We start from the raw sequence: 26,394 nt of genomic DNA, 5'->3' as shown, positions 1-26,394 counted from the left end.
TCAGGAACACCGATCGCATCCCTTCGCTGAGCGGCACGGCCTCCTACCGGATCCCGGATGAGTTGAACGCCATGGTCTTGGGCGAGGTGAAGAACGTTGGCAGTCTGAGCTACACGAACCAGTTGCGCGATTTCGCTGTCTATGCCCAGCAGGAGGGCTTGACGTTCAACCTATATGTGCGTGGTTCGACGCAGCTGTCGGGGCCGCTGCAGACGGCTGTTGATGTAGGGTGATCAACTTGATCCGGAGTTTGCCCTGATGAGTTCGGCACCACCGGCACCTGGCGAGGAACCTATCTTGGTGGATCTGGCGGCCGCCGGCTTCACATCGAGATCGCTTGCGGATCTCAGGCACTCGGGAGCCCGTTATCGCGAGGCCATACCGGTCTTGGTCGACTGGCTGGTTCGGGTTACCGACGTGAAGGTGAAGGGCGAGATCGTGCGGGCGCTGTCGGTGCCCTGGGCCAAGCCGCTCGCGACGGGGCCACTGCTTGAGCAGTTCCGCCAGCTTGAGGCTTCGGCCGATCCGACCGGGACAGGTTTGCGGTGGACGATCGGTAACGCTCTGGAGGTGTTGTTCGTTGACGCTGATTTCGACGCCTTTGCTGACCTGGCGCGTGATGTTCGGTTCGGTAAGGCGCGGCAGATGATCGTCCTGGCGTTGGGGAAGTCGAAGAGACTGGACGCTGTCGAGGTGTTGCTCGATCTCGTCGATGATCCTGAGGTCGATGGGCAGGCGGTGAAGGCACTTGCCAAACTGAAGGCGCCGAGCGCTCGATCAGCATTGGAAGGCAAGCTCGCGGATGGGCGCGCCTGGGTTCGCAGCGCGGCCCGCAAGGGGCTGGCGAAGCTACCGGCGTGACCGGTCAGCCGAGCCAGACGTGTTTGGTTCCCGCTGCCGCTTGGAGTTCTCCGAAGTCGATGCCTCGCCCGAACCGCTTTCTGGCATAGGGCAGCAAGACCGTGAGCGCCGGTCCCTCGGTGTGTTCGAGTTCTACCCGGACGGCATCGCCGCCCCCGGGCAAGCGGACGTCGGCAACAACCGCTGCCGCCCTCAGTTGATCTCGTCGTTCGGTGAGCGTGATCCGGCACGCTGTGATCACGTCGACCGAGGCGGGACGGTCGTTGTCGGCGTCGGGCCGGGCGGCGACCATCTCCGTCTCACCGTCAGATCGAACCATGACGGCATAGGGGAAGAACTCACCGTGCCTATCCAGCTGCTGTTGAGCGAAGCCGAGTGCAGTGTCGAGGAGCGTGTCAAGGTCTTGCTGAGCTTGCGGTGATGCGGTGTCGCGCCAGGAGCTCATGTTCAGTTGATTCCGCCGGCGAGGGTTTTGAGGCGGGTTTTGGTGACGAGGGCGTCGATGAAGCTGATGACGAGTTGTTGGCCGTGGGGGGTGAGTTCGGTGAGTTGGTGGAGGTGTTCGCCGAGGGTGTCTTCGGGGGAACGGAAGGGTCGGCGGGGGGCGTCGTCGATGAGGAGGTAGTCGCAGGAGACTCCGAAGGTTTCTACGAGGCGGACGAGGGCGTCGGCGGATGGGGTGATCTTGCCGGTTTCGTAGTGGCTGATGCGGCCGAGCCGGTGCCGATCTTGGTGCCGAGTTCGGCTTGGGGCCGGCCGGCTTCTTTGCGGAGTTGTCGGATGCGGTCGCCGAAGGGCATGTGCGGTGTGCCTTGGTGGTCGTGGTTGCATCCCCATTGTGGCGTCATCTGGGGCTCGTGCCATGCCACGCGACAGACGATGTCTCCGGGCGTCTGCCGTACTCTGACAAGGTCCGTGGTCAGATGTTTCCGAGAGGATGGACCGATGATCTGACCGAAGGGACCTTCAGGTCACCGGCGCGAACAGAAGCGGTGTGGGAGTTGACGGACGGCTCAAAGGAGGCTGCGATCGCGTTCGCCCGAGTAGAGCACCTATGTCGTTGTGGGTGACCCGAGTTGTGTCCACGGATATGGGGAGGGTTCGTTGAGGTCACGTTCCTGCAGGTGATCCACGTACCGGCATCACGCGACAAACCCCTGTGGGCGCAACCACCTTTTCCGACGAGGCGAGGTTTGACGCCTGATATCCGGGAGGAACGACATTCTGTCGTAGTAGGCTTTCTTGGCGAGGACTGAGAGAGGAGGCGATGGTGAGCAACTCGATCGGTCGACGCACATTCCTTCGCAGGGCAATAACCGTCATGCTCGCGGCCATCGGCGCCGTGTTCGGTGCATCGGCCGTGGCATACATCCTGCCGCCGAAGCAAGCCGAAGCAGGCGCCGAATGGCTTCCGCTGGGTTCGACGAGGAACGTCGCGCTCGGCGAACCGACCCTGTTAAAGACTTCGGTCGACTACACGACGGGTTGGCAGACGACGACCGAGGATATTGCCGTCTATGTGAAGACGGACGATGGACGCGATTTCATCGGCATGTCGAACATCTGTACGCATCTGGGCTGTCGAGTGCGGTGGGTGGAGGATCGCAGGCAGTTCTACTGTCCATGCCATGCCGGTGTGTACGACGAGAACGGAAACGTCGTTTCGGGTCCGCCGCCCCGCCCGCTGGATCGCTATGAGCTCGACGTAGAAGGCGACGAGATCGAGTTCCAGCCCACTCCGATAAGAGTGCAGGGCTGATCCGTCTCGATGAGAGGTGCACGGTCGCCAAGTGCCTTGGCCGCAGGGGAGGCACGAGCAGGGTTGTAGGAGGAGCCGCCGGGTGCGACGACTACACTGCGTCGTTGTATGACAGACGTGATACTCGCGGTTCTCGCTCTGATAGCCGGCATCGTCTCCTTCAGCTCTCCGTGCAGTCTGCCGTTGATTCCCGGGTATCTGTCGTACATGTCGGCGTTGCCGGTGGAGGATCTCGGAGATCGTGCCGCGCGGTCGACGATCCTGAAAGCAGCACTGCTCTTCGTCGGGGGTTTCACCGTTGTGTTCACTGCCCTCGGGGCGTCGTTTGCGCTCGTGGGATCCCTCTTCTTGAGGAACGTCGATCTCATCACCCGCATAGCAGGTGTCGGGATCATCGTGATGGGACTCGCCATGTTGGGCGTCCTTCGAATCCCCGGGTATCACCGGGAACTCCGTCTGGACATGACGCGGGCTCCGCGAGGATTGAAGGGTGCTTTCCCAATGGGGATGGCCTTTGCTGTCGGTTGGACACCGTGCATCGGTCCGATTCTCGCCACGATCCTCACGGTCGCCGGTGCAACCCAGACGGTCATGTGGGGTGGGGCGCTCCTTGCGATCTACTCTCTCGGACTGGGGATTCCCTTCGTGTTGGTGGCCCTGGGGTTCCAGCGAGCCCGGGGGTCGCTGGCGTGGCTGAAGCGCAACGGCAGGCGAGTGGAGATGGTGGGTGGTTCGATGCTTGTTGCGGTTGGAGTGATGTTCACCTCGGGTATCTGGCGGGCGATCTTCATCCCTCTTCAGAGCGCCTTTGCCCGACTTGGCTGGCCCCCGATCTGACTGTCATTTCGTGCTGTATCAGATCGCCGTCAGTTCGGCAGGTCCGGATTCAACTACTACGCTGCGTCGTATAAAACGTCCGGCCGGGTTCGGTGTGCTCGCGATTCTCAACGCTGTTCCTCTGGCTTCTGATCTTCAACGGAGACGCTGATGGCACAAGTTCCAGGCATGATGAGAGGGATCGCCGATATCGATGAACTTGCGCCAACGTTTCGATGCAGTGGAAGGCGGCGGTCGTGACCGCCATCGTCGGCTATCTGGGTGTCGTCATCTCCCTCGTCTCCTCTGCCTGGCTGGTGGTGAGCGGGTTTCGCGGCATGGTGAGACCTTCTGCGGCAGTCGCGTCGCGTCTGAAGTGGCCCGTGTACGGTCTTGTCGGCGGTGCCGTGGTAGCGATGACCAGCCTCGAGGTCGCCCTTCTCACTGACGACTTTTCGATCAGCTATGTGGCAAACAATTCCACCAGAACGACTCCGCTTCTCTACAAGGCGGCATCGGCCTGGGGCGCGCTGCAAGGCAGCATCGTCCTGTGGGGCCTGGTTCTCGCAGTGTTCATTCTCACTGTCTACTGGGGCCTTGCTCGCAGGAAAGGCCCCGATCCTCTCGGTGCGGGAGCGCTGGCGGTACTGGGCATCGTCTCGGTGTACTTCTTTGCACTCATGGCCAGCATCTCCAATCCTTTTGCCGTCTGTGTCGCGCCTGCTTCGGTCGGCTGTTTCCAGGCCAGCAACTTGCCCTGGGCTCCGGCTCTCGCTGCTCTCGAGGGGCGGGGCCCGAATCCGCTGCTCCAGAATCACCCGCTCATGGCCGTCCATCCTCCAACGCTCTATATCGGATACGTGGGGCTGACCGTTCCGTACGCGTTCGCGATGTCGGCACTCATGCGGGGTTCTAGTGGCACGGAGTGGTTGCGTCGCACTCGGTCCTGGACGCTGATCACCTGGATGTTCCTCACGCTGGGGATCGTCGTTGGTGGACTCTGGTCCTACGAGGTGCTGGGCTGGGGTGGTTTCTGGGCCTGGGATCCGGTGGAGAATGCTTCATTCCTGCCATGGTTGGTCGCCACGGCCTTCTTGCACTCTTCGGTCGTACAGGCACGTCGCGGCATGCTGCAGGCCTGGAACTTCGTTCTGGTCATCGCGGCGTTCGCCCTGACCATCCTCGGTACATTCCTCACTCGATCCGGTGTGATCAACTCGGTTCATGCCTTCAGCCAGTCTCCGATCGGGCCGGCTCTCCTGTGGTTCCTCATGGTGGTGCTGGTGGCATCGTTCGGCCTTTTCGCCGCCAGGGTGCACCTGGTCGCCTCCTCTCCGCGTCTGGACTCGCTGGCCAGTCGGGAAGGCGTGTTTCTCGGCAACAACCTCTTGCTGACGGTGTTCGCCTTCATCGTGCTCACGGGAACCCTCTATCCGATGGTGGTCGAGGCGATCACGGGCGACAGGGTCGGCGTCGGGCGCCCATTCTTCGACCGTATGGCGATTCCTCTCTCGATCGGGTTGCTGCTGGCCATGGCGATCGGGCCCGTGACACCGTATCGGGCAGCGAAGGGGTCTGTCGTGTGGGGCCGGATTCGTGTTCCACTTCGGGCCGCCTTGGGAGTGACGGCGGTCATGGTCGTCCTCGGCTATCGCAACCCCTATCTGCTGATGACGGTCCTCGCGGCGTCATTTGTGATATCGGTGATCGTTCGGCATCTGTCCGTATCGGCACGCAAGGTCGCTGATCGGCGCGAGCTGTCCGTTCCGGCCGCGATCTTGCGTGTTCTGCGCAGTGACGCGGGGTACTGGGGAGGACAGATGTCCCATCTGGGGGTTGCCCTGCTCGCCATCGGCATCGCGTTCTCCGCCAACCTGGCGGTGGATACGAGTGCAGTCATGTCTCCGGGAGACACCGTGTCGGTCGCAGGTTTCGACCTCACGTACATGCAGCGCTTCGAGCGCCAAGAACCGAATCGGAGTGTCACGGGTGCCCGCATCGAGGTCGCGAAGGACGGCAGGATGGTTTCGGTGCTCGAACCCCGCCTCAACCAGTATCCGCAGTCGCTCGATTCGGTAGCGACGCCGGATATCGATGCGACGCTGCAGGGAGATCTGTACCTGTCACTGAAGAGCCTCGATGAGCAGAACGTTGCCATTCGCATCTTCTGGTTTCCACTCATCTGGTTGGTTTGGGTGGGCGGCTTCCTCACCGCGATCGCGGCTCTGTGGTCCCGCGTGGTCAAGAAGCCCGAACGAGACCGAACGACCGTAGAGCGGACGGCGCATGTCTAGTTCCCGACTGCCCGGCACGCTGCTGACCCTGCTGTTGGCGGCCATCGTCATCATCGGCTTCGTCCTCGGGGATCCGACCCCGGAAAACCGGGTGCTCGCCATCGGGCGCCGGATCATGTGTCCCGTGTGCCAGGGCGAGTCCATCGCGACATCTCCATCCGAGACTGCCAGAGCGATGATGGACGTCGTTGAGGAAAAGGTTGCGGCAGGCGAGACCGACGATCAGATCATCGCGTATTTCGAGGCCTCCTATGGGGAGGCGATCCTGCTCGATCCTCCTTTCTCGGGGAAGACGCTGGTGGTGTGGCTGCTCCCCATTCCGGTCGTAGCGGGTGGCATATGGATGGCACTGTCGCGACGGCGTCGGGACACCACACCCGCACGGCGACGGTAGAGGAACGATGGTCTCGCCTGGGAGAGCGCGGGCTGGAGAGAGACCGTCGAAACGATTCAGGGCAGGGATGACGGTGCGGGTGTGGAGAGCCACACTCTGACGGGTTCGGCCAGAAAGTCGCCGGCTACTACGATCTGTAGGACATCAAGGGCGTAGGAGCCACAAGATGTGAACCGGCGCAGATCTTGTTCGCTCTGGCGGTTCGTCGAGGGAGATGCATGAAGCCCGAATCCAAGCAACCCGAGGGGGAGGTACGTCAGGACGGCGACAAGCGCCTCGGGATCGACAAGGACGAGACTGCGCCGCGTGTTCGATACGCGCGGTGGGCCGCGGTGCTGGTTGCCGTGGCCGGCATCTTGTTGGGAGTGGTCTTCGGCAGCCGATTCGGGATGGACCCCAGCTTGGTGAAGTCTCCGCTTCTCGGAAAGGAAGCTCCCGCGTTCGAGCTTCCCTACCTCGAGAAGGAAGGGACCTTGTCACTGGAAAGCCTCAGAGGCCAGATCGTCGTGGTGAACTTCTGGGCATCATGGTGTGTCGCCTGCCGGGCCGAACACAATGATCTCGTGAGGACCGCACTCAGATACGAGGACAAGGGTGTTCGTTTCGTCGGCATCGTGTTCCAGGACAAGCCGGAAGCGGCGATCCGGTTCCTGGACGAGTTGGGCCGCGGGTATGACAGTGTGACGGACGAAGGCTCGCGTGTGGCCATCGAGTATGGCGTCTATGGCATCCCCGAGACGTTCTTCATCGATCCCGAGGGGATCGTGGCGGCGAAGATCGTCGGTGAGTCCAACGCAGGCCTCCTGAGCTCCACCTTGGACACCATGCTGCGAGGGGAAGTGCCTCAATCGAGGGTAGGTGGCAATCTCCAGGCCCCGCCAGGCTCGTAGCACTGCAGTGGGATTCGCCGGTGGGCCCTGCTACCGACGGACCAGGTGAGGGTCGAGGGGAACGGTCGCACAGCCGGCGCTTTGTCGAACGGTCGCTCTCTCGATTGGGGGCCGCCTTCGCGTCCGGTTCGAGGACGTGAACGTGACGGAGGGCCCGACAGATGAGCGACCCGTGTTCGGAACGAAGGGCCCTCGTGGCTCGGGCCTCAGGTCGCTCCTACGGACCGACCTGAGGCGGGTGCGCGTCATTACAGAAGCTTTACCGAGCCATCGGACGTTCCTTGATGCCGATCCGCTTGGCTGTATCCCAACAGACAAGACGGAGCGGGAGACGGACATCATCCGGATCCCGATGAGCAGGAAGGACATGATCATCATGAAGAAAAGATATCTGATAGCGGGGGCCGTGATCCTCGGTTTGCTCGTGACACCGGCCGTCGCCTTTGCGTTCTCCCAAGCACCGGCACCAGCTCCCTCGCCGGTCTCGACTCCCGGCATCATTCCGGCAGGTGTCGGGCATGAAGGGATGGACGCAACGCACGACTCGGCCCGGAACGGTGATGAGTGCACCGACGAGATGCACGCTTCGATGCGAGGCGCCGATGGTGTGCAGTCGGAAGAATGGATGGACGAGATGCACGATTCGGTCTGGAACGGTAACGACCCGGACCATGACCGAATGGATGAGATGCACGAATCCATGTGGGGCGCGGACGGTTCCGGCCACGGCTCGATGATGGGCTCCGGCTATGGCAACGGGTCGACGCCGGGTTATGGCAACGGTGGTGGCATGCGTGGCGGCCGGTAGCAGCAGCCCCCGGGTGAACGAATCGGTCGGGCGCGGGAGATCCTGCGCCCTACCATCGTTGTCATGAAAGGAAAGCGGATCCTTGTCATCGACGACGAGGAAGATCTCCGAATCATGCTGTCGTCCTACCTCGCCGCCGGCGGGTTCGAGGTGACGGAGGCGACCGACGGCGAGCAGGGGCTCGCTCTGCTCGCATCTCGGGACTTTGATCTCGTGGTTCTCGACGTTGGTCTCCCGGGCCTCGACGGATTCGAAGTGCTCCGCGAGCTACGCGTCACATCCGATGTCCCGGTCATCATGCTGACCGCACGGACGGAAGAGGTCGATCGGGTCGTTGGACTGACGGTTGGCGCAGACGACTATGTGACCAAACCGTTCTCGCCGAGGGAACTCACCGCTCGTATCACCGCGGTGCTTCGCAGAGCCCGATCTGTGCACGGACGTGGCGATCTACTCGAGTTCGAAGGCCTTCGTATCGACCTCGGTGCCAGGGAGGTGTTCTGCGAGGAGCGGCCTGTGGAGCTCAGCGCGCTCGAGTTCGATCTCCTCTCGACCCTCGCTCGCGCGCCCCGGAGGGTGTTCACGCGAGATCAGCTCATGGAACAGGTATGGGGTGGGGACTACTTCTTGATGGACCGAGTGGTCGACGTACACATCTCCAATCTGAGAAAGCGTCTCGGTGAGGATTCCGCCGATCCCCGCTTCATCGCCACAGTTCGCGGTGTGGGCTACAAGTTCATCGGCGAGGCGCCATGACACGGCCGTTCGGGAGTCTGCGCACGAGGCTCATGGTGTCATATCTCGTCGTGATCCTGATCGGCGCAGTCACGCTGGTCGTGATGGTCGAGCTGCTGGCCCCCGCGTACTTCGAAGGCGACGTCCGAAGTATGAATGAGATGATGATGTCTCCGGACATGATCATGGACGACATGATGACGGGTCGGGACATGTCGGGTATGTCGCAGGGCTTCCTCACGCCAACCGTCGAGCAGGGTCTGCGCGACGCGTTCGACGGATCGCTACGTCGTGCGCTTGCCGTGGCGCTCCTGGTGGCCGGTCTCGCCGGGATGGCGATCGCGTCGTTCGCGACCCGGAGAATCCTTGCTCCGCTGGCATCGATCCGCAGGGTGACGCGTCGCATGGCAGGCGGTTCGTACGAGGAGCGGGTCGACCTCCCTGCCGAGATAGAGCTGGCGGCGGTTGCTCGAGACGTGAACGCTCTGGCGCAGGCGCTCGACGAGACGGAACAACGGCGGGTGCGACTCATCTCGGAGGTTGCTCATGAGCTCCGAACGCCGCTCGCCACCATCGAGGGGTACGTCGAAGGGCTTCTCGACGGTGTTTTTGAGCCGACCCCGGAAATGCTCGCGGCCTGGGATCGTGAAGTTCGGCGGCTCAAGCGGCTGACGGAGGACCTGGGAGCGCTGTCCCGGGCAGAAGAGGGTGCTCAGCCGTTGAACCTCGAGGAACTCGATCTGACACGACTCGTTACCCAGGTGATCGAGCACCTGCAGGTCCAGTTCGAAGCCAAGGGTGTCGCCGTCGAAGTCGAGGCGGGGGAAGAGCTGCACGTCCGAGGCGACCGTGATCGCCTTTCGCAGGTGCTCATCAACGTGATCGGGAACGCGCTTGCCTACACGCCGGCGGGAGGGCGTGTCTCCGTCGATATCGGATCCGAGGGCTCGGATGTGCTTGTCCGAGTGACCGACACCGGACTCGGTCTGACTCCTGACCAGCAGACGCAGGTATTCGAGCGTTTCTATCGGGTGGACCACTCCGGACCCGGGGGAACCGGTATCGGCCTGACGATCGCACGCGGCATCGTTCGACAACACGGCGGAGACATCACGGCGACATCCGCCGGACTCGGAGAAGGTGCGACATTCGTGATCAGGATCCCGTCGACTTGACCTGACACGGGGAACCGGCAGAGTTCAGCGGGCGAGTCTCGTCCCGTTTGCGATCACCGCAATCTCGGAGAGCTCATGGGCGAGAACCGCGGCCGGAAGGGACAGCAGACCGGCGAGCGCCGCGGGTATCAGCACCGCCAGCAGGACGAGGGCCATGGTGATGTTCTGAGCCACCACCCGTCGTGTTCGTCGTCCGATCGTGAACGCGTCGATGAGTTTGGAGAGATCGTCTGCCATCAGGGCCACGTCGGCGGCTTCGAGGGCCACGTCGGACCCGGCGGTGCCCATCGCTATGCCCACGGAAGCGGCAGCCAACGCGGGGGCGTCGTTGACGCCGTCGCCGACCATGGCGGCATGTCGGTGGCGTTCGACGAGCCGGTTGATGGCAGCCGCCTTGTCCGATGGGGACAACCCTGCCAGCACCTCGTCCAGGCCGAGATCTCTGGCAATGGCGGAGGCCGTTCGGGGATTGTCCCCGGTGAGCATGACGAGATGGTCCACGAAACCACGGAGGCCGTGGAGCGTATCGGCGACATCGGGCCGGAGTTCATCGGCGATCCCGATCACCGCGAGGGGCTCACGGTCCCGTGTCAGCACGACGGCGGTCGCGCCGGATGCCTCCAGATCGGCGACGATGTCGGTGTCCACGCGTATGCCCAGGCGCTCCAGATAGCTCGGCGAGCCGATCACGTAGACGGCACCGTCGATCGTTGCACGGGCTCCTGCGCCTGGTGCGGTCTGGAAGTCCGACACCGCCGGAGAATCCAGGCCGCGCTCGCGCGCTGCCGACACGATGGCGCGCGCCAGGGGGTGTTCCGAGGAGCGTTCGATGCCGGCAGCGATCGTCAGGACGTCGTCCTCGGAGATGGTCGTGAGCGGAACCAGGGCGGTCACCCGTGGCTCTCCACGAGTCAGCGTGCCGGTCTTGTCCAGCGCCACTGCGCGCACCTGGGCGAGCTCTTCGAGGTAGACGCCCCCTTTGATCAGTACGCCTCGGCGCGCCGCATTGCCGATGGCGGCGACGTAGGTCACCGGGATCGAGATGACCAGGGCGCAGGGTGCGGCGGCGACCAGCACGATGGCCGACCGTTCGGCCCATCTTGCCCACTCGCCGGTCACGAACCCACCCACGAGCATGACGGCCACGCCTGTGGCGAGCACGGCCGGTGAGTAGTGACGGGTGAACCGTTCCATGAACCGCTGTCCACGGCCCTTCTGCTCCTGGGCCTCCTTGACGAGACGAACGATGGCCGAGAGTGTGTTGTCTGCGAAGGTCGCCGTCGCCTCGATCACGAGCGCTCCCTGTGCATTCGTGGTTCCCGCGTACACGCGGGAACCCGGCGATTTCTCCATCGGCATGGATTCCCCGGTGATCGCCGCTTCGTTCACGGCCGACGAGCCCTCGACGACCACACCGTCGGTCGCCACATTCTGACCCGGCCGGACGAGGAAGCGATCTCGGACTTCGAGCTGCTCTATGGCGATGTCGGTTTCGGTTCCGTCGGGATCGATTCGTGTGACGATTCTTGGCGCCAGCTCGAAGAGCGCCTCGATCGCCCGGCGGGAGCGGTCCTCCGTGAAGCTTTCCAGAGCTTCGGATATCGAGTAGAGGAAAGCCAGCGTGGCAGCTTCTCCCCACTCGCCGAGGATCCCGGCGACGACGGCGGCGACGGTCATCAACAGCTCGATGTCGATCCGGTGTCCCTCGATGAGTTCTTCCATCGCCTCTGTGGCGAAGAATCGCCCTCCTGCGACGAGGGCGAGGATGTAGAGACCCGAACTCACCAGATCCGGTGCGTCGAGGCGTCCGGCGGCGAAACCTGTGGCGAGCAGGAGGCCCGACGAGAGTGACCAGCGTACGGGACGTGACTGCAGCAGTTCGCGCAGCCGAATGTGGCGGGATCCGGTGTGGGCGGATCGTGACGATCTGGAATCCGGATCGTCGATCAACAGGTCGCGTCCTCGCATCCTTCGTGTGTATCGGGTTCCACCTGGAGGGTGGCATGGGTGATGCCGTACTCCTCTTTCAGGAGGTCCCGAGCCTGGTCGAGGACCGGGTGCGAATCCAACGTTTGGTCGATCATGAGGTGCGCCGATGCCACATTCATGTCAGAGGTGAGGGTCCACACGTGCAGGTCGTGAACATCGATGACACCAGGTAGGACGCGGAGCCGCTCGCGCATCTCGCTGACGGAGATCTCGGTTGGGGCGGCCTCGATGAGAACGCGGATGGCCTTGCGCCCGAGACGCCAGGCTCGGGGAATGATGAACAGGCCGATTGCCGCGCCGAACAAGGGATCCGCGTACAGCCACCCCGTATAGCGCAAGATGAGAGCGGCGGCGATGACGCCGACGGAGCCGATCGCGTCCGCCACGACTTCCAGGAAGGCGCCCTCCAGGTTGAGGCTCTCCTTGGCCCCTTTCCGAAGCAGCAACCACGACACGATGTTCACGATGAGGCCAAGGATGGCCACGATCAACATCGGTCCGCTCATCACTGCGGTCGGGTCCTCGAGTCGTTTCACCGCTTCCACGAGCACATAGGCTCCAACACCGAGAAGCAACACGGAGTTGGCGAGTGCCGCGAGGATCTCGAGGCGGTACACCCCATAGGTCAGGTTGCCGGAGCTTTGGACCCGGGTCGCCGCAATGATCGCTGCGAGTGACATCCCGAGACCTACGGCATCGGTGGCCATGTGGCCGGCGTCCGACAGCAGCGCCAATGATCCGGACAGAAGAGCCGTGACCGCCTCCACGACCATGAAGACGACGACCAGTCCGAAGGTGACCCACAGGCGCCCGATATGCTTGGCGCCGGCCGAGACGGAGGCGTGACTATGCCCTGTGCTCATGATGTGTGCGTGTGGCGGTAGTGCTCGCTCGCAACGTCGAGCAGGAGACGGATGTGTGTGTCCGCGAGGCGGTAGTAGACGATCCGTCCTTCCTTCCGGTAGGTGACCAGACTGGCGGCCCGGAGTTGGCGAAGCTGATGGCTCGTTGCCGATTCGCTGAGTTCGACGAGGCCGGCCAAATCGCCGACACAGAGCTCGCCGGCTTCGAGAAGCGCGTAGATCAGGCGAACTCGTGCGGGGTCTGAGAGCAGTTTGAACTGATCGGCCAGCGCCCTTGCCCCGGTGAGGCTTGGAAGGCGATCCTGGACGTCGGCGACTCGCTCCGGGTGAATGAATCGCGTTCGAGCTGATGTGGCGTCGAGCATCGTTGGAGAGACGTTAGAGAGAACAATATATGAATACAAGTTCAGGTATTCATATATCTGGCGATCACTGTGTGGGGTTGTATCGACGATGTCATCACCGATCGTGCTGCCTGCCCGTTGCGAGCACCGCGTGGCTCTGTGCCGCTGGGCGATGTGTCCATCGACACCGTGTAGGCGCGTATTCGGCGACAGGGATCGACTCGGCCACGGAGAGGAATGGACTACCGTTCCGGCGATGAGCGTTTCACAACCACCAGGCTGGTTCCGCAAGGCGATCGCCATGGAGCCCGACGAGCACACGATCGACGTCAATGGCTGCCCCATCCACTACCTGGGCTGGGGTGATCCCGACATGCCTGGGCTCGTGTTCCTCCATGGTGGCGCGGCGCACGCCCACTGGTGGAGTCACCTCGCCCCGCTGTTCACCGAACGGTGGCATGTGGTGGCACTCGATCTTTCCGGTCACGGTGACAGCGGGAGGCACTCGGAGTACTCGAGGGAGGTGTGGTCGCGTGAGGTGATGGCGGTGGTGGCCGATGCCGGATTCCCGGGCCCACCCGTCGTGGTGGGTCACAGTCTCGGCGGCATGGTCATCATCGAGACGGCTGCGGCGTTCGGGAATGATCTGGCGGGCGCGGTGATCGTCGACACACCGGTGCGCCGGCCGGACCCCGAATCCGAGCAGGCGGCGCGCGGCCAGGCGTTCGTATCGCCCGGCAGCTATCCGGATCTCGAGACCGCCCTCTCGCGATTTCGCCTGATTCCGCCACAGCCATGCGAGAACACCTACATCGTCGACTTCATCGCGAGAAAATCATTGCACGAGACTCCGGACGGGTGGACATGGAAGTTCGACCCTCGCATCTTCGATCAGGCCTATCGCCCGCTGGGGGAACGGCTCCAGGCGATCACAACGCGAGTCGCGCTGTTTCGCGGTGAGTTCAGCGTGATCGTCCCGCCCGATATCGCAGAGCACATGTACGATCTCATGGGTCACAATGCACCGGTCGTATCCATTCCCGAGGCGCATCACCACCTCATCCTCGACCAGCCGCTGGCCTTCGTGGCGGCGCTGCGGACCCTGCTGGCCGACTGGGAACACTCGATTCCACGTCGCGGTGAGTCGTCGTCAACCCTGGGCCCGTAGGCGCGTCGGTCTCTGCTCCTGGCTTCGCCGTGCTCGCTTCGCTCCTCCGGGAGGCCAGAGGACGCTCCACCCGCTGCGTTCTTCTCCTCGACGCGCCGGTCTCTACTCCCGCCCTACGGTTTTGCAGCACTGCAGGTAGCGATACGAAGTACGAAATACGAGATACCGGCATTATGCGACAGCCTTCTAATCTTGGTCCGGAAAGGGAGGTGTGAACAGTGTTGGAATCCGGTGACCAGGCGCCCGCGTTCGAACTCGCGGATGATGCGGGAAACACGGTCTCGCTCGATGACTTCAGGGGCAGGCATCTCATCGTGTACTTCTATCCGAAGGCCATGACTTCCGGCTGTACGACGGAAGCGTGTGATTTCCGAGATCGCAGGGATCGTCTGCAGGAAGCGGGGTATGCCGTCGTCGGTATCAGTCCCGATCCCGTTTCGCGACTGGCGAGATTCAAGGACAAGGAACACCTGAATTTCCCGCTGCTTTCTGACGAGGACCATACGGTCGCCAAGGCGTACGGCGCATGGGGAACGAAGAAGAACTACGGCAGGGAGTACGAGGGAATCATTCGTTCCACGTTTGTCATCGGGCCCGACGCCACGGTGTTTCGGGCATACCGCAACGTTCGCGCCAAGGGGCATGTCGATCGCTTGACGGCAGAGATGTCATGAGAGCCATCGTCCTCCTTGTCATTGGACTTCAGGCTCTGCTGATGCAGTCGGCACTGGCGGTCGACACCACCTCACTTGCCGACCAGGCGGCATTCCGTCACTACGCCATCGAGGAGGGCGCACCGGTCGACGTCGACGCCATGGAGCAACTCGTTACCGATCTTCCCGACACCCCGGCCCTCTACTTCGTGGCGCTCGTCGAAGACCCCCCGGAGGGCGCCGACACGGTTGCCAGAGACATCCTCGCGGCGCTGCCCGGCGGAACCGTGGTCGTGGTGGCACCGACGGATCTGGGGGCGGTCAGCAGCGACTTCTCCGACGTGCAGCTCGGTGACGCTCTCGATGCCGCCATCGATCTCTTCGACACCAGCTATGTCGAAGGTTTCCGAGCATTCGCGGATTCCCTTGCTTCGACGACCCCTGCAACGGTGCCGAGCGGCTCGGCCGGGGGTGGGGGACTGATTCCCATCGCAGTGGTGGTCGTCGTCATCGGGATCGTGGCCGTGGCGATATGGAGAGGGAAGAGAGGCGACGAGAAGATCGAACGGCGGAGGATCGAGGAGGCTCGCAACGAGATCAAGACGCAGCTCGACGCGATCGCCAACCGAATCATCGAGCTGAGCGACCAGGTATCGGTTGCCGCCAACGATGAGGCCACCGAGCACTATCGGGCCGCCACCGCCACGTTCGATGCTGCACAAGACGCCTTCGAAGCCGCGGATACACTCGCCGCTCTCGAGGGCCTCCCTGATCGGTTGGACCGGGCACGCTGGCAGCTCGAAGCGGCCGATGCGATCACCGAGGGCCGCGCCGTACCGCCTGAACCGCAGGACCACCCTTCGTCGTGTTTCTTCGACCCGACACACCGGGGTGGGACGGAGGAGGCGACGATCACAACGCCGGCCGGGACGAAAACGGTGAGCGTTTGTCGCGATTGTGCCGAGAAGCTTCGCAATGGTGAACAGCCAACGCCGCGCGACATTCTCGTTGGCGGCCGTCGTGTACCCGCGCCCATGGCGCCGCGGTCGTACGGCGGTGGGGGACTCGACTGGATGGATGTGTTCCAGATGGCGGTGGCCGGCATGGGGACGGCGGCACAGTATCGGAGCCGCTCATCGCGGCGGGTCGGGTCTGTTCGATCCCGCTCGATCCGGCGGGCCACCGCCACTCCTCGTTCGAGGACGTCTGCCAGACGGTCGGCGTCCACGGCGCCAAAGGGTCGGGCGCGCCGGAGGCGGCGCTGACCACTTAGGATGAAAACACACACAACAGGAGGAAAGCAGTGGGGTTCTTGAAACGACTCTGGGGGTATCTGGTGACGCTCTTTCGCGGCGCCGCAGAGCGGGCGATGGACCCGGAGGTGGAGGTCGAGCAGGCGATCAACGAGGCCAGGCAGCAGGACCAGAAGCTCCGGAACCAGGCCGCTCAGGTGATTGCCCACCGTACGCAACTCGAAGCCAAGATCGAGAGCGCAGCGGACGATCTCGGTGAGGCGCGGGAAATGGCCAAGCAGGCGTTGTTGAGAGCCGACGAGGCCAAGAAGGCGGGAGACACCGAAGCGGTCGGAAAATGGACCCGTGCTGCACAGAGCCTCGCCATGAGGCTCCAGGCGGCGGAGAACAACCTGGCCGGATTCAAGGAGCAGTACGGAATCGCGGTCACGCAAGCCGAGAATGCCAAGCGGGCAGTCGAACAGAACGCCATGCGGTTGCAGGAGCTGGCCGCCAAGAAGATGGAACTGATCGGCCGTCTCCAGCAGGCGAAGATGCAGGAGGCCGTCAACAAAACGATCGAATCGATCTCTGTCTCCATGGAGGTTGACGCTCCGAGCCTCGACAGAGTGGAGGAGAAGATCACACAACGGCTGTCCCAGGCGAAAGCCAAGGCGGAACTGCGCGAGGCCACGCCCGAAGGGGCCGAGGCGGAACTTCGTGAGGCGATATCGGTCACACAGGCCGACGCGAAGCTGGAGGAGCTGCGAAAGGAACTCGGGCTCACCGAAGAGGCTTGATCCCAAGGTCGAGGCGGGGCGGTTTAAGCCGCCCCGCGTTCGCGCAGGGAGGGACGTTTTCGACCGGTACACTTGCGCCTGCCCGCGTTGAAGGAGCAGGATGGAACCTCGTCGCCGCCCGACCGCCAGCAGGGTCCTGGGCGCCCTCGCCGTCGTCACGTTCTTTGCAACACTGCTCCTCTGGTGGCTCGGAACGCTGCCTGGCCACTTCGTTCCTGCCGTTGGGAGAGTGATCTTCGGGGATGTCCCCGATGCACTCATCGCCGTCTTCTACGTAGGGGTTGGCGTGTTTCTCGCATTGAGCCTCTACCTGTTTTCCTTGCGGGCACGCAACTGGGAGCGCGGCGCCTTCGAACGTCGTTGGGGACAGTGGAAGGAACGGGTGCTGGCCCTCGACTCGGGTCTTCGCATGCGCACGCTCCTCGAAGAACGGAGCGCCGGATGGATGCACGCGATGATCTATTGGGGGTTCGTCGTCCTGTTCCTGGGCACGGTCACCCTCGAGATCGACCACCTCCTTCCGGTGCGCATGAAGTTCCTCCAAGGTGGCTTCTACCAGGGTTACTCCGCGGTGCTCGATCTGGCCGGCGTCGTGTTCGTGACAGGTGTGCTGTGGGCGGTCGCCCGTCGGTACGGGCGGCGTCCGTGGCGGCTCCGGTCCAAGACCAGGGACGAAGACGCCTGGATCCTGCTCACGCTGGCAATGATCGGGATCACCGGACTCCTCGTCGAAGCGGCACGGATCTCCCTTGCCGGGCGCCCTTCGTTCGAGACGTGGTCGGTCATCGGGTACCCGCTGAGCTTTCTCTTCCCGGCTGCCGTGGCACAGGTGTGGCATCGGATCTTGTGGGTCCTGCATGTCATCTCGTTCGTGGGTTTCCTCGTGCTGCTGCCGACCACCAAGCTGCGGCACATGCTTCTGTCTCCGGCCAACATGGTGTTCTCTCCACGTGAGCGGCCCAAGGGAGCGATGCGGGAGATGCCCAACCTCATGGAAGCCGAGGACATCGAGACGGTCGGCGCCTCGGTGGTTGCGGACTTCACATGGAAACAGCTCCTCGATACCGATGCGTGCACGGTGTGTGGCCGGTGCATGTCGGTGTGCCCGGCCAACGTGACGGGTAAGCCACTCGACCCCAGGGAGATCATCCTCAAGCTCGGGCAGGTGGCAACGGCGACGGGAAGCCCGGCCGTCTCTCCGACGGTCATGGCGGACGCTGCGATCACCGTCACTGCAGACAACGTCTTCGAACGGATCAGCACCGAGGAAGTGTGGTCCTGCACGACGTGCCGCGCCTGTGACGAGGTGTGCCCTGTGAACATCGAGATCGTCGACAAGATCCTCGACATGCGCCGGTATCTGTCGATGATGGAGTCGGACTTCCCGTCGGAACTCGGCAAGACCTACCTGGCGCTCGAGAACCAGGGTAATCCGTGGGGGATGGGCCAACAGGACCGTGCGGCATGGACCAGTCAGCTCGACTTTGATGTCAAGATCTTCGGTGAAGACGGTGTGGAGAGCGCCGAGTACCTGTACTGGGTCGGGTGTGCAGGGTCATTCGACGACCGTAATCAGAAAGTGGCCGTCGCCACCGCCAAGCTGCTCCACGAAGCCGGAGTGGACTTCGCGATTCTCGGTCTGCAAGAAAAGTGCTGCGGTGATCCTGCCCGACGATCCGGCAATGAGTATGTCTTCCAGCAGTTGGCGTTGGAGAACATCGAGACGATGGGCGACCTGGGTGTGCGCAAGATCATCACCCAGTGCCCTCACTGCTTCAACATGCTCAAGAACGAGTATCCACAGTTCGGTGGCGACTATGAGCTGGTCCATCACAGCGAACTGCTCTCGGCCCTCGTCGAAACGGGAAGGCTGAGTCCCGAGGCGTCAGATGGGAAGAAGATCACCTACCACGATCCGTGCTATCTGGGCCGGTACAACGATGTTTATGAGGCTCCTCGTTCCGTCGTCGGCGCCGGTCTCGTCGAGATGGACCGCTCGGGGAGTTCGTCGTTCTGTTGTGGCGCCGGTGGCGCCCAGTTTTGGATGGAGGATCGGGTCGGCAAGAAGGTGAACATCGAGCGCGCGCAGGAGGCGATCGCCACCGGTGCAGACGAGGTTGCGGTCGCCTGCCCGTTCTGTTTCATCATGATGGACGATGGGGTCAAGGAGCTGGGGGTGGAGATCCCCATCAAGGACATCGCCCAGATCCTCTCCGAGCGGATCTTCCTCGAGAAGTAGGTGCCCGGAACCGGGAGGCCGGTGCTCTGCCCCGGCAGGCAACTCTTGCACCTGATTCGTCACGTCCGGCGGTACTCCAGTACGAGACACGAGACTCGGCATCGACCTCACGAACGTTGCCTGCCGAGGCACTAGTCACTGGGATGAGACCCTGGTTGGCCCCCCGCCGCGCCCGCCCTCTGTAGTACTTTGACCACTGACAGCGCGCACAGGAGTCACCATGGCACGTACCTGCAAAGAGCACGATTTCGGGGATCCCGTCGCGGTCGGTGGGGGCATCGTCCGCGTTGCGTGCTCGCGTTGTGGAGCGGTCCATCTCGATGTCGCCAGAGAGGAGATACTCGTGAGTTCGGGCCTCTTCCAGACTGGTCGCATCAAGTGGATGAGCTGGGATGCCGCGCCGGAAACGCCGGTTTCCAACGAACGTCGGTTCGGAAAGGCACCGGACCGTCGCCGGAGAGTGGCAACGGCCATCGCGTAGTTCTCGCTGCACCCGCAGCAGCCGGTTTCGAGTCGCCAGTCGTCAGTTCTCAGTTTTCGGTCATCAGTGATTGACGCGGTGCCTTCTTGTTGGGAACGCTTCGGCGACCGGCCACTCCTAGACGACCTGCCACACCGCGCCGGTTCGGGGCGGCAGAGCCAACCGCACGATGTCTCGATCTGCCTTGACGCCACCATCGCCCCAGAGTGTTCGGTAGTTGCCGGCGAGGCCGTCGGTCCGGAACGATGCGGATGCAGCGCCGTCTCCGGCATTGACGGCGACGATGATCCGCTCGCTCGCTCCCACCCTGGAGAATGTGACCATGTGGTCCTTCGCGGCGAGTGAGTGGTACTCGCCGTGGCGGAGTGAAGAATGGTCGCGGCGAAGCGCAATCAAGGACTTGAACGTCGCTCGCAGACCGTGATCCCACGCGTCCTCGTCGTCCCAGGGAAAGGCACCTCGCGATTCCGGATCCCTCCCGCCGGTCATGGCTATCTCGTCCCCGTAGTAGATGCTCGGTGCGCCGGGGAACGTGAACTGCAGGAGCGCCGCAAGTTCTACCGAGGTCGTGTCACCTCCGGAGACGCTCGACACACGAGGTGTGTCATGCGATCCGAGCAGTGTGAGGTTCGCCTCCGCCGCATGCTTCGGATAGGCACCGATCAGTTTGTCGATGCGATCTCGATAGGCGTTCCCGTCCAGCGCCGGCGTGAGGGGATAGTTCTGGCCCGCGGCGAGGCTGTTCTCGATTCGGTATCCGGCGGTGAACGCGAGGGTGTATCCGGCGAAGAGGTAGTTCATCGTTCCGTCGAAACGGTCGCCCTTGGCGATCCAATCCCTTGCGTCGTTCCAGATCTCGCCGACGATGTAGGCCTCGGGGTTGATCGCCTTCACTCGGGTACGGAACTCTTCCCAGAATCCCTCCGTCTTGATCTCCTGAGGCACGTCGAGCCTCCACCCGTCCGCACCCCGGCTGATCCAGTGCTCGGCGACACCCATCAGGTACTCGCGTACCTCCGGGTTGTCCGTGTTCAGTTTCGGGAGCCCCCGGAGACCCCACCATGCGTCGTAGTTCGCAGGCAGGTCCTCTTCATAGGGGTGCAGCGGCCAGCCCTCGATGAAGAACCAGTCCTTCCATGGAGAGGCAGGTCCGTTCTCTGCGACGTCGTGGAACGGAAAGAAGCCCCGGCTTGCATGGTTGAATACGCCGTCGAGGATCACCCTGATTCCTCGATCGTGGCAGGCGCTCAGCAGGGTGTCGAAGGCCTCGTCACCTCCCAGCATGGGGTCGACCGTGTAGTAGTCGAACGTGTGATAGCGATGGTTGGCGGCCGACCAGAAGATCGGGTTGAGATACAGCGCCGTGATGCCGAGATCGGTCAGGTAGTCGAGGTGCTCTTCGACACCGAGCAGGTCACCACCTTTGTACCCGTGGACGGTCGGCGGCGATTCCCACGACTCGAGGTTCGACGGCTTGGCGACCCGTTCCGATCTGGCAAACCGATCGGGAAAGATCTGATAGAAGACGGCGTCGGATACCCAGGACGGTGGTGTGTTCATGTGCGATGGCGAGTCTTGCATGAGCGGTCCGTAACGCATAACGGAAGTCGCATGTTTCGCGCCGTGGTCTCGTTGCCGCCCGGCATGGCGGTGTCGTGCTCTTGGTCGTTTGCGGGAGGTGTGATGGTCGGTCCGGATTCCGCGGGGGATGTGTCTGTCGGGATCGGATGGATACGACGGGCGCATCCCGGATGGTGCTATCTGGAATGATGCGCTGCGATCGATTGCTGCACCGGTGCGACCTGCTCGATCAGTTCTCGCGGAGGGGCCGACGTCTGTCGCGCCGCCGCTCGGATACTCGCGAGTGTCGGGATCAGACCTGCAGGCTCCAAGCCGAGTGCCTGGCGCACCTCTCTGGTTGTTGCGGCCGGGTCGTCTGCACGATTGACCAGAGGTATCGGTGTGGGCCCCTGCCACGCGTCGACGAGCATCGAGGCACGGATGAGTCCCGTGGGGCCGGCGTCACACACGAGCACGGCGGTGTCGGCCTGTCGCAGGATCGTCTCGCCCTGGGGCCATGGTCCCAGATCTACCACGACGACATCGAAGGAACCGAGCGCCGAGCGAACGAGTTCCCAGCGGAGGGCGGCCGTGAGCGGGCCTCCGTCGATGCCTGCGAGCACGGAGATCGGTCCGACGATGCGAGCATGGTCGTCAGGCAGTTCTCCGAAGGATCGGACGGCATCGAACGCATCGGCGAGACCCGGGTGAGGTCGAAGCCCGAGACGAATGCCAAGGGAGGGCGGGTCGAGATCGACGAGAAGCGTCCGGTGACCTCGTGCAGCGCCCCACGCGATGGCGATGGCGATCTCGGTACGTCCCGGCGCCCCCCTGGGACCGGTCACCGCGACGAGCGTACCCTCGGGTGAGATCGGGGGAGCGGCGACCGAGAGCGCCTGGACCGTGCGCAGCAGCCGGAGCGACGAGGTGTCGTCGGGGAGGATCTCATCCGCGCCGGCCGTTTCGAAGAGCTGCCTCCCGGGCTCGTCGCCGGCGGGATAGATTCCGACGACTCGAATACCTCTGCGTCGCCATGCCTTCACGATGGCCGGGCAGACCCACGGTGTCTCCGATCCGGCCACGATGACGCCCGGGGAGCGACGAGTGGCTTCTTCCGGCTCGTACGCTCGAGCGACGACCCGCACCGCTGCCGTCTCTCGGGCGAACGACACGAAGACTTCCTCCCACGGGCGGGCGCTGAGCACGGTTGCCACGGATGCACGACTCATCGGAACCGTGCTCGCGTGATGTGGAAGAGGGAGACCACCGATCCGTCGAGAGTTACATGGTCCAGGCCAACCCCGGTGACGGTCCCGTCGATGACCGATCCTTCGACCGTGACGACGCTGGCGCGCTCCCGTCGGTCTTCTGCGTCGAGGAAACGATCGCGCAGTGTCCGCGTCCTCCGGTGGAGTGTTGCCGCGGCTTCCTGCTCGGCACCGAGGACCTCTTCGAACTGGGAGCGAAGGCGACGGGTCAGCTCGACGAGATCGGGATGTCGCAGCGGATCCACCGTGTACCCTCCTCACAAGACACACATAAACATCGTTGACAATCGTCAACATAGACCAGAGACGCTTAGTGAACAAGCGGTAGAGGGGTCTTTCTTTCGCGTTCTGGGTGGGGCAGGTAGCCTTGGGGCGATGTCGGTGCCTCGGAGTATTTGCGTGGCGGCTGTTGCCGCGGTCGTTCTCTTCGCCTCACTTCCGGGCGGTGGGGTTGCGCTCGCGCAGACCAAGAGTGAGGTCGACGAGGCTCGGCAAGAGGCGAACCGGGCGAAATCGGCGCTGACCGATGCGCAGCAGGCCGCCAACCAGGCAAGTCTCGTCCGCTCCGGTATCGAGGCCGACCTGCTGTCGCGGCTCGATGCCGTCGAGCGCACCAGCGCGGATCTCGACACGGTCTCCTCCAAAGTGATCGAACTTCGTGGGCAGATCGAGGATGCAGAGGTGTTGGTCAGATCACTGCGCACCACGGCGAACGAACGAGCCGTGGAGGCGTACATGAGCGCGTGGTCGACCGACATCGGCCTGGTTGTGCTCTCCGCCGACCTCACACAGGCGCTCGTTCTCGAGGACGTTGCCGAGACGGTGCGTGAGGACGACCTGGCTCGGATCAACGAGCTGGCGGTCCAGCGCCGCGTCCTGAGCGAGCTGCGCTCCGACCAGGAGTCGGAACAGCAGCGGCTCCAGCGAATTCAAGACGATCTGAACTCCCAGGTCGACGTTCTCGAGCAGATGTTCATGCAGGCGGATGTGGAGGTTCGCGCGGCGTTTCTCGCCGTGGACGAAGCCGATCGACAGTATCGGGCTGCCCGCAACGATGCAGCGGTCGCACAGAAGGCGTATGACGAGGCGCAGCGAAGGCTTCGCATCGGCAGAGGTGTAGAACGATGGCGGCCTCTCGTCCAGAAGTACTTCCCACCTGAGCTCGTCGATCAGGCTCTTGCCGTCATGTACTGCGAAAGCGGCGGAAACCCGGATGCAACGAATTCTCGTTCCAGCGCGGCCGGCCTCTTCCAGTTCCTCAGGGGCACATGGGCCATCGCCAGCGTTCGGGCCGGGTTCGGTGGGTACAGTCGGTTCGACCCGGAGGCGAACATCGCCTCGGCCGCATGGCTTGTGAACTACTCCATTCGCACCCAGCATCCCGCCGGGGCATGGGGCCACTGGTCCTGTAAGCCGTAGCGGTATGGAGCGTATCGAGATCGGTGGAGCGAAGGAGTGGCTCTCTGTCGCCGATATCTGTGCGTACATGGAGGTGACACCATACGTGGTCACCTCCTTGCTGCGAGCAGGTGAGATACCGGCAGTGAAGTTCGGCAGAGTATGGCGGGTCTCCAAACGAGACCTGGAGGACTGGATCAATGTGCAGCGTGGCCAAGATGTCTGATCCGATCGAACTCGTTCCCGACCGTTGGGCCAACGGGGGAGAGGTCGTGGGACGATGGCAGGGCAAAGCCGTCTTCATACCGGATGCGCTGCCGGGCGAGCTGATTCGTGTCCGCATCGTGCGAGAGAAGTCGTCGTGGGCACGGGCAGAGCTTCTGGAGGTCCTCGCGCCGTCTCCGCTGCGCACGGCACCGCCGTGTCCGGCTTTTGGCACGTGTGGGGGATGCCAGTGGCAGCACGCATCCTACGATGTTCAGCTCGATGCAAAACGGCAAATCGTCCGGGGACAGCTCGAGCATCTCGGAGGAGTGGACGATCCCATGGTTCGGGAAACGGTTGCACCGGGTGCATCGTTCGGATATCGCAACCGAATGACGTTCCACGTTGCAGGCGGTCGTCTCTCGATGTATCGCAGACGGTCGAGGGATTCTGTAGCCATTGAACAGTGCCATCTACTCGCGCCGGCTCTTGCAGATCTGTTTGCCCGTCTCGACCCGGTCGAGGGAGTCCGGCAGGTGACGCTTCGCAGCGGGATACGCACGGGCGATCTTCTCGTCGTCGTCGTGGGAGCCGTTCCCCCAGGCGCGGAGGGGTGGGGCGCCAGTGTCGCCCGGTCGAGCCGCGGCCGGTTGCGAGCGATCCTCGGCGAGCCGTTTATCCATGAGGAAGTGGCGGACGCGCGTTTCCGGATCTCCGGGGAGGCATTCTTCCAGGTGAACACGGACGGCGCGGAGGCCCTTGTTCGGCTCGTCGGTGAGGCCGTCGATCCCCGTTCTGACGACGTGCTGATCGATGCCTACTCCGGTGTGGGTCTGTTCGCCGCGACGATCGGTCGTGGAGTCCGCAAGGTCATCGCCGTGGAATCCGACGCCCGGGCGCTCGGAGACCTTCGTCACAATCTCAACGGCATGCAGGCGCAGATCGTCGGGCACCGTTTCGAGGCCGGAGTCGGTGGAACGTGGGACATTGCCATCGTCGACCCACCTCGCATCGGGCTCGGCAGGGCAGGAGTCGATGTGGTGGCCTCGGGAGGACCTCGGGCCGTCGCGTACGTGTCGTGTGATCCTGCATCCCTCGCCCGGGATTCACGGCACTTCGCCGAACGTGGATATCGACTGCAGTGGGCCACTCCGGTCGACCTCTTTCCACAGACGTTCCACATCGAGACGGTCGCCGCCTTCGTTCGATGATGTCCTGCTGCCGTACGTGGCTCGGGATCGGCGTATAGTCACGTCCCATGCATATTGACGCTCTGATCCTTGCCGCCGGTTCGTCGACGAGGCTGGGTGAACCGAAACAACTCCTGGACTGGGGAGGGCCGACGCTCCTCGAGCACGTGGTTGCGATGGCCTCGAGTCTCCCGGTCGATGAGACGTGGGTGGTACTGGGCTCGAGGATCGAGGACATCCTCGAGCGAGTCGAGTTCGGCGATGCCGGGGTTGTCCAGAACCTCGAATGGGAAGAGGGGATGGCGTCCTCGTTGAGGGTTGGGCTCGACACGATCACGCGCGAAGCCAGAGCAGACGCCGTCTTGATCGTGCTGGGAGATCAGCCGGAGGTGGATCCGGAGGTCGTCCAGAAGCTCATCGACCGGTATGAGGAGACGGGAGCATGGGCCGTGGTCCCCAAATACCGTTATCAGCGTGGGAACCCGGTCCTCATCGATCGAGCCTTGTGGCCGCGACTGATGAGTCTCGAAGGCGACCAAGGGGCACGCACGTTGCTCCAGGCCCATCCAGAATGGGTCGAAGAGGTGTGGTTTTCCTCCACCATGCCCAGAGACGTGGACACGATGCAGGACGTGGAGGATCTGCACCCGGACCGGCACGGCGGCTGAGTCGAGGTCCCTTCGTACTTCTGCGGTGCCAACGGCCGAGGAACGCAGACTTGGCCTTGGGGCCGCACCGAGAAACGGCGGGCGGTGCACGATCTCCCGGCGGGAGACGAGCGTAAGGGCTGTGACACTAGTCTGCGCCACGAGGGAGAAAGGAGCCTGGATGGCGTCGATTGACGAACTCAGTGGAATCAGCGTTGCATCTGCCCGAAGTCTGCGGCGATCACGCATACGGACCACGGAGGCATTGCTGAAGCGCGGGCGCACGCGGCGGGGACGCCGGCAGCTCGCCGAAGAAACCGGGCTCATGGAGCGGCAGATCCTTCAGTGGGTGAATCGCGCGGACCTGATGCGCATCAGGGGCATCGGAGGCGAATACGCCGATCTTCTCGAGGCTTCAGGTGTCGACACCGTCAAGGAACTGCGTCGCAGGAACGCCGCCTCGCTGACGAACAAGATGGCGCAGATCAACGAGGAACGCAAGCTGGTTCGGCGACTCCCCACCGAGGGAATGGTCGCTCGCTGGATCAGCCTGGCAGCCGAGACGGAGCCGGTGATCAAACGCTAGAAGCCGTCCGTTCTCGGTCGTCGGCCGCCGGTCCGGCCCG

At 63.3% G+C, this 26,394-nt stretch carries 29 protein-coding genes; 21 read left to right on the top strand and 8 right to left on the bottom strand.

The features are described 5' to 3' along the window. Positions 1-233: hypothetical protein (locus GXP34_13610; GenBank protein NOY57003.1), on the top strand; the 233-nt coding region annotated here is incomplete at its 5' end. Positions 234-297: 64 nt separating this feature from the next. Next, entirely contained in the window at positions 298-861 is a 564-nt protein-coding gene (locus tag GXP34_13605) for a HEAT repeat domain-containing protein (protein ID NOY57002.1), read from the top strand. A gap of 4 nt (positions 862-865) precedes the next feature. Here GXP34_13605 and GXP34_13600 read toward each other — a convergent pair whose 3' ends face one another. Both GXP34_13600 and GXP34_13595 read right to left on the bottom strand, forming a co-directional pair. After that, entirely contained in the window at positions 866-1,306 is a 441-nt protein-coding gene (locus tag GXP34_13600; protein ID NOY57001.1) for a hypothetical protein, read from the bottom strand. A 2-nt stretch (positions 1,307-1,308) separates the two neighbouring features. Next, positions 1,309-1,692 carry a helix-turn-helix transcriptional regulator gene (locus GXP34_13595; GenBank protein ID NOY57000.1) on the bottom strand — a complete coding sequence of 128 codons (384 nt, stop codon included), beginning with the start codon at positions 1,690-1,692 and terminating at the stop codon, positions 1,309-1,311. Positions 1,693-2,131: 439 nt separating this feature from the next. On the opposite strand from GXP34_13595, the gene GXP34_13590 reads away from it, so the two are divergent. From GXP34_13590 to GXP34_13555, 8 genes are all read left to right on the top strand, one after another. Then, on the top strand, positions 2,132-2,620 hold the full coding sequence (locus GXP34_13590; GenBank protein NOY56999.1) for a Rieske 2Fe-2S domain-containing protein: 489 nt from the start codon (positions 2,132-2,134) through the stop codon (positions 2,618-2,620). Positions 2,621-2,728: 108 nt separating this feature from the next. Beyond that, positions 2,729-3,457, top strand: coding sequence for a cytochrome C biogenesis protein (locus GXP34_13585; GenBank protein NOY56998.1), 729 nt, complete (start codon positions 2,729-2,731; stop codon positions 3,455-3,457). A gap of 215 nt (positions 3,458-3,672) precedes the next feature. Beyond that, positions 3,673-5,730: a heme lyase CcmF/NrfE family subunit gene (locus GXP34_13580; GenBank protein ID NOY56997.1), complete on the top strand. Its 2,058-nt coding sequence runs from the start codon at positions 3,673-3,675 to the stop codon at positions 5,728-5,730. Further along, entirely contained in the window at positions 5,723-6,124 is a 402-nt protein-coding gene (locus GXP34_13575; GenBank protein ID NOY56996.1) for a cytochrome c-type biogenesis protein CcmH, read from the top strand. Before GXP34_13580 ends, GXP34_13575 begins: the two co-directional genes overlap by 8 nt. 218 nt (positions 6,125-6,342) lie before the next feature. Further along, on the top strand, positions 6,343-7,014 hold the full coding sequence (locus tag GXP34_13570) for a redoxin domain-containing protein (protein ID NOY56995.1): 672 nt from the start codon (positions 6,343-6,345) through the stop codon (positions 7,012-7,014). 376 nt (positions 7,015-7,390) lie between these two features. Beyond that, entirely contained in the window at positions 7,391-7,822 is a 432-nt protein-coding gene (locus GXP34_13565; GenBank protein NOY56994.1) for a hypothetical protein, read from the top strand. A 63-nt stretch (positions 7,823-7,885) separates the two neighbouring features. Then, positions 7,886-8,578: a response regulator transcription factor gene (locus GXP34_13560; GenBank protein ID NOY56993.1), complete on the top strand. Its 693-nt coding sequence runs from the start codon at positions 7,886-7,888 to the stop codon at positions 8,576-8,578. Continuing rightward, positions 8,575-9,732: a HAMP domain-containing histidine kinase gene (locus GXP34_13555; GenBank protein ID NOY56992.1), complete on the top strand. Its 1,158-nt coding sequence runs from the start codon at positions 8,575-8,577 to the stop codon at positions 9,730-9,732. The genes GXP34_13560 and GXP34_13555 overlap by 4 nt, the downstream gene beginning before the upstream one ends. 24 nt (positions 9,733-9,756) lie before the next feature. Here GXP34_13555 and GXP34_13550 read toward each other — a convergent pair whose 3' ends face one another. The 3 genes from GXP34_13550 to GXP34_13540 are packed head-to-tail and all read right to left on the bottom strand — an operon-like array spanning position 9,757 to position 12,949. Next, positions 9,757-11,700 (bottom strand): heavy metal translocating P-type ATPase, encoded by a 1,944-nt coding sequence (locus tag GXP34_13550; GenBank protein ID NOY56991.1) that lies wholly within the window; start codon positions 11,698-11,700, stop codon positions 9,757-9,759. After that, entirely contained in the window at positions 11,679-12,584 is a 906-nt protein-coding gene (locus tag GXP34_13545) for a cation transporter (protein ID NOY56990.1), read from the bottom strand. The genes GXP34_13550 and GXP34_13545 overlap by 22 nt, the downstream gene beginning before the upstream one ends. After that, complete coding sequence (locus GXP34_13540; protein ID NOY56989.1) at positions 12,581-12,949, bottom strand: helix-turn-helix transcriptional regulator; 369 nt, start codon at positions 12,947-12,949, stop codon at positions 12,581-12,583. The genes GXP34_13545 and GXP34_13540 overlap by 4 nt, the downstream gene beginning before the upstream one ends. Before the next feature lie 235 nt (positions 12,950-13,184). On the opposite strand from GXP34_13540, the gene GXP34_13535 reads away from it, so the two are divergent. The 6 genes from GXP34_13535 (at position 13,185) to GXP34_13510 (ending at position 19,501) form a co-directional block, all read left to right on the top strand. Continuing rightward, positions 13,185-14,096 (top strand): alpha/beta hydrolase, encoded by a 912-nt coding sequence (locus GXP34_13535; GenBank protein NOY56988.1) that lies wholly within the window; start codon positions 13,185-13,187, stop codon positions 14,094-14,096. 218 nt (positions 14,097-14,314) lie between these two features. Next, complete coding sequence (bcp, locus tag GXP34_13530) at positions 14,315-14,770, top strand: thioredoxin-dependent thiol peroxidase (GenBank protein ID NOY56987.1); 456 nt, start codon at positions 14,315-14,317, stop codon at positions 14,768-14,770. Then, complete coding sequence (locus tag GXP34_13525) at positions 14,767-16,014, top strand: hypothetical protein (protein NOY56986.1); 1,248 nt, start codon at positions 14,767-14,769, stop codon at positions 16,012-16,014. Before bcp ends, GXP34_13525 begins: the two co-directional genes overlap by 4 nt. A gap of 47 nt (positions 16,015-16,061) precedes the next feature. After that, positions 16,062-16,781, top strand: a complete 720-nt coding sequence (locus GXP34_13520; GenBank protein ID NOY56985.1) for a hypothetical protein — start codon at positions 16,062-16,064, stop codon at positions 16,779-16,781. Positions 16,782-16,881: 100 nt separating this feature from the next. Continuing rightward, positions 16,882-19,020, top strand: coding sequence for a 4Fe-4S dicluster domain-containing protein (locus GXP34_13515; GenBank protein ID NOY56984.1), 2,139 nt, complete (start codon positions 16,882-16,884; stop codon positions 19,018-19,020). 220 nt (positions 19,021-19,240) lie between these two features. After that, positions 19,241-19,501 carry a hypothetical protein gene (locus GXP34_13510; protein ID NOY56983.1) on the top strand — a complete coding sequence of 87 codons (261 nt, stop codon included), beginning with the start codon at positions 19,241-19,243 and terminating at the stop codon, positions 19,499-19,501. A 117-nt stretch (positions 19,502-19,618) separates the two neighbouring features. Here the strand turns inward: GXP34_13510 and GXP34_13505 are convergent, their stop codons facing one another. The 3 genes from GXP34_13505 to GXP34_13495 all read right to left on the bottom strand — a co-directional run bounded on the left by GXP34_13505 (position 19,619) and on the right by GXP34_13495 (position 22,574). Next, positions 19,619-21,061: a glycoside hydrolase family 13 protein gene (locus tag GXP34_13505; protein ID NOY56982.1), complete on the bottom strand. Its 1,443-nt coding sequence runs from the start codon at positions 21,059-21,061 to the stop codon at positions 19,619-19,621. 197 nt (positions 21,062-21,258) lie between these two features. Next, a complete protein-coding gene (locus tag GXP34_13500; GenBank protein NOY56981.1) occupies positions 21,259-22,290 on the bottom strand; it encodes a hypothetical protein in 1,032 nt (343 codons plus the stop codon). Continuing rightward, positions 22,287-22,574 (bottom strand): hypothetical protein, encoded by a 288-nt coding sequence (locus tag GXP34_13495; protein ID NOY56980.1) that lies wholly within the window; start codon positions 22,572-22,574, stop codon positions 22,287-22,289. Before GXP34_13495 ends, GXP34_13500 begins: the two co-directional genes overlap by 4 nt. 730 nt (positions 22,575-23,304) lie before the next feature. Between GXP34_13495 and GXP34_13490 the strand changes: the two genes are divergently transcribed. From GXP34_13490 to GXP34_13470, 5 genes are all read left to right on the top strand, one after another. Continuing rightward, on the top strand, positions 23,305-23,748 hold the full coding sequence (locus tag GXP34_13490; protein NOY56979.1) for a transglycosylase SLT domain-containing protein: 444 nt from the start codon (positions 23,305-23,307) through the stop codon (positions 23,746-23,748). 4 nt (positions 23,749-23,752) lie between these two features. Next, positions 23,753-23,953 (top strand): helix-turn-helix domain-containing protein, encoded by a 201-nt coding sequence (locus GXP34_13485; protein ID NOY56978.1) that lies wholly within the window; start codon positions 23,753-23,755, stop codon positions 23,951-23,953. Then, complete coding sequence (locus GXP34_13480) at positions 23,946-25,142, top strand: class I SAM-dependent RNA methyltransferase (GenBank protein NOY56977.1); 1,197 nt, start codon at positions 23,946-23,948, stop codon at positions 25,140-25,142. The genes GXP34_13485 and GXP34_13480 overlap by 8 nt, the downstream gene beginning before the upstream one ends. Before the next feature lie 47 nt (positions 25,143-25,189). Then, positions 25,190-25,789, top strand: coding sequence for a nucleotidyltransferase family protein (locus GXP34_13475; protein ID NOY56976.1), 600 nt, complete (start codon positions 25,190-25,192; stop codon positions 25,787-25,789). A 160-nt stretch (positions 25,790-25,949) separates the two neighbouring features. Then, positions 25,950-26,354 (top strand): DUF4332 domain-containing protein, encoded by a 405-nt coding sequence (locus GXP34_13470; GenBank protein NOY56975.1) that lies wholly within the window; start codon positions 25,950-25,952, stop codon positions 26,352-26,354. The last annotated feature ends 40 nt before the right edge of the window (positions 26,355-26,394 follow it).

It is taken from the genome of Actinomycetota bacterium, assembly GCA_013152275.1.
Lineage (GTDB): Bacteria > Actinomycetota > Acidimicrobiia > Spongiisociales > UBA4744 > BMS3Bbin01.
Note: the sequence above shows the minus strand (reverse complement) of the source record. Positions and strands in the feature narration are given on the sequence as shown.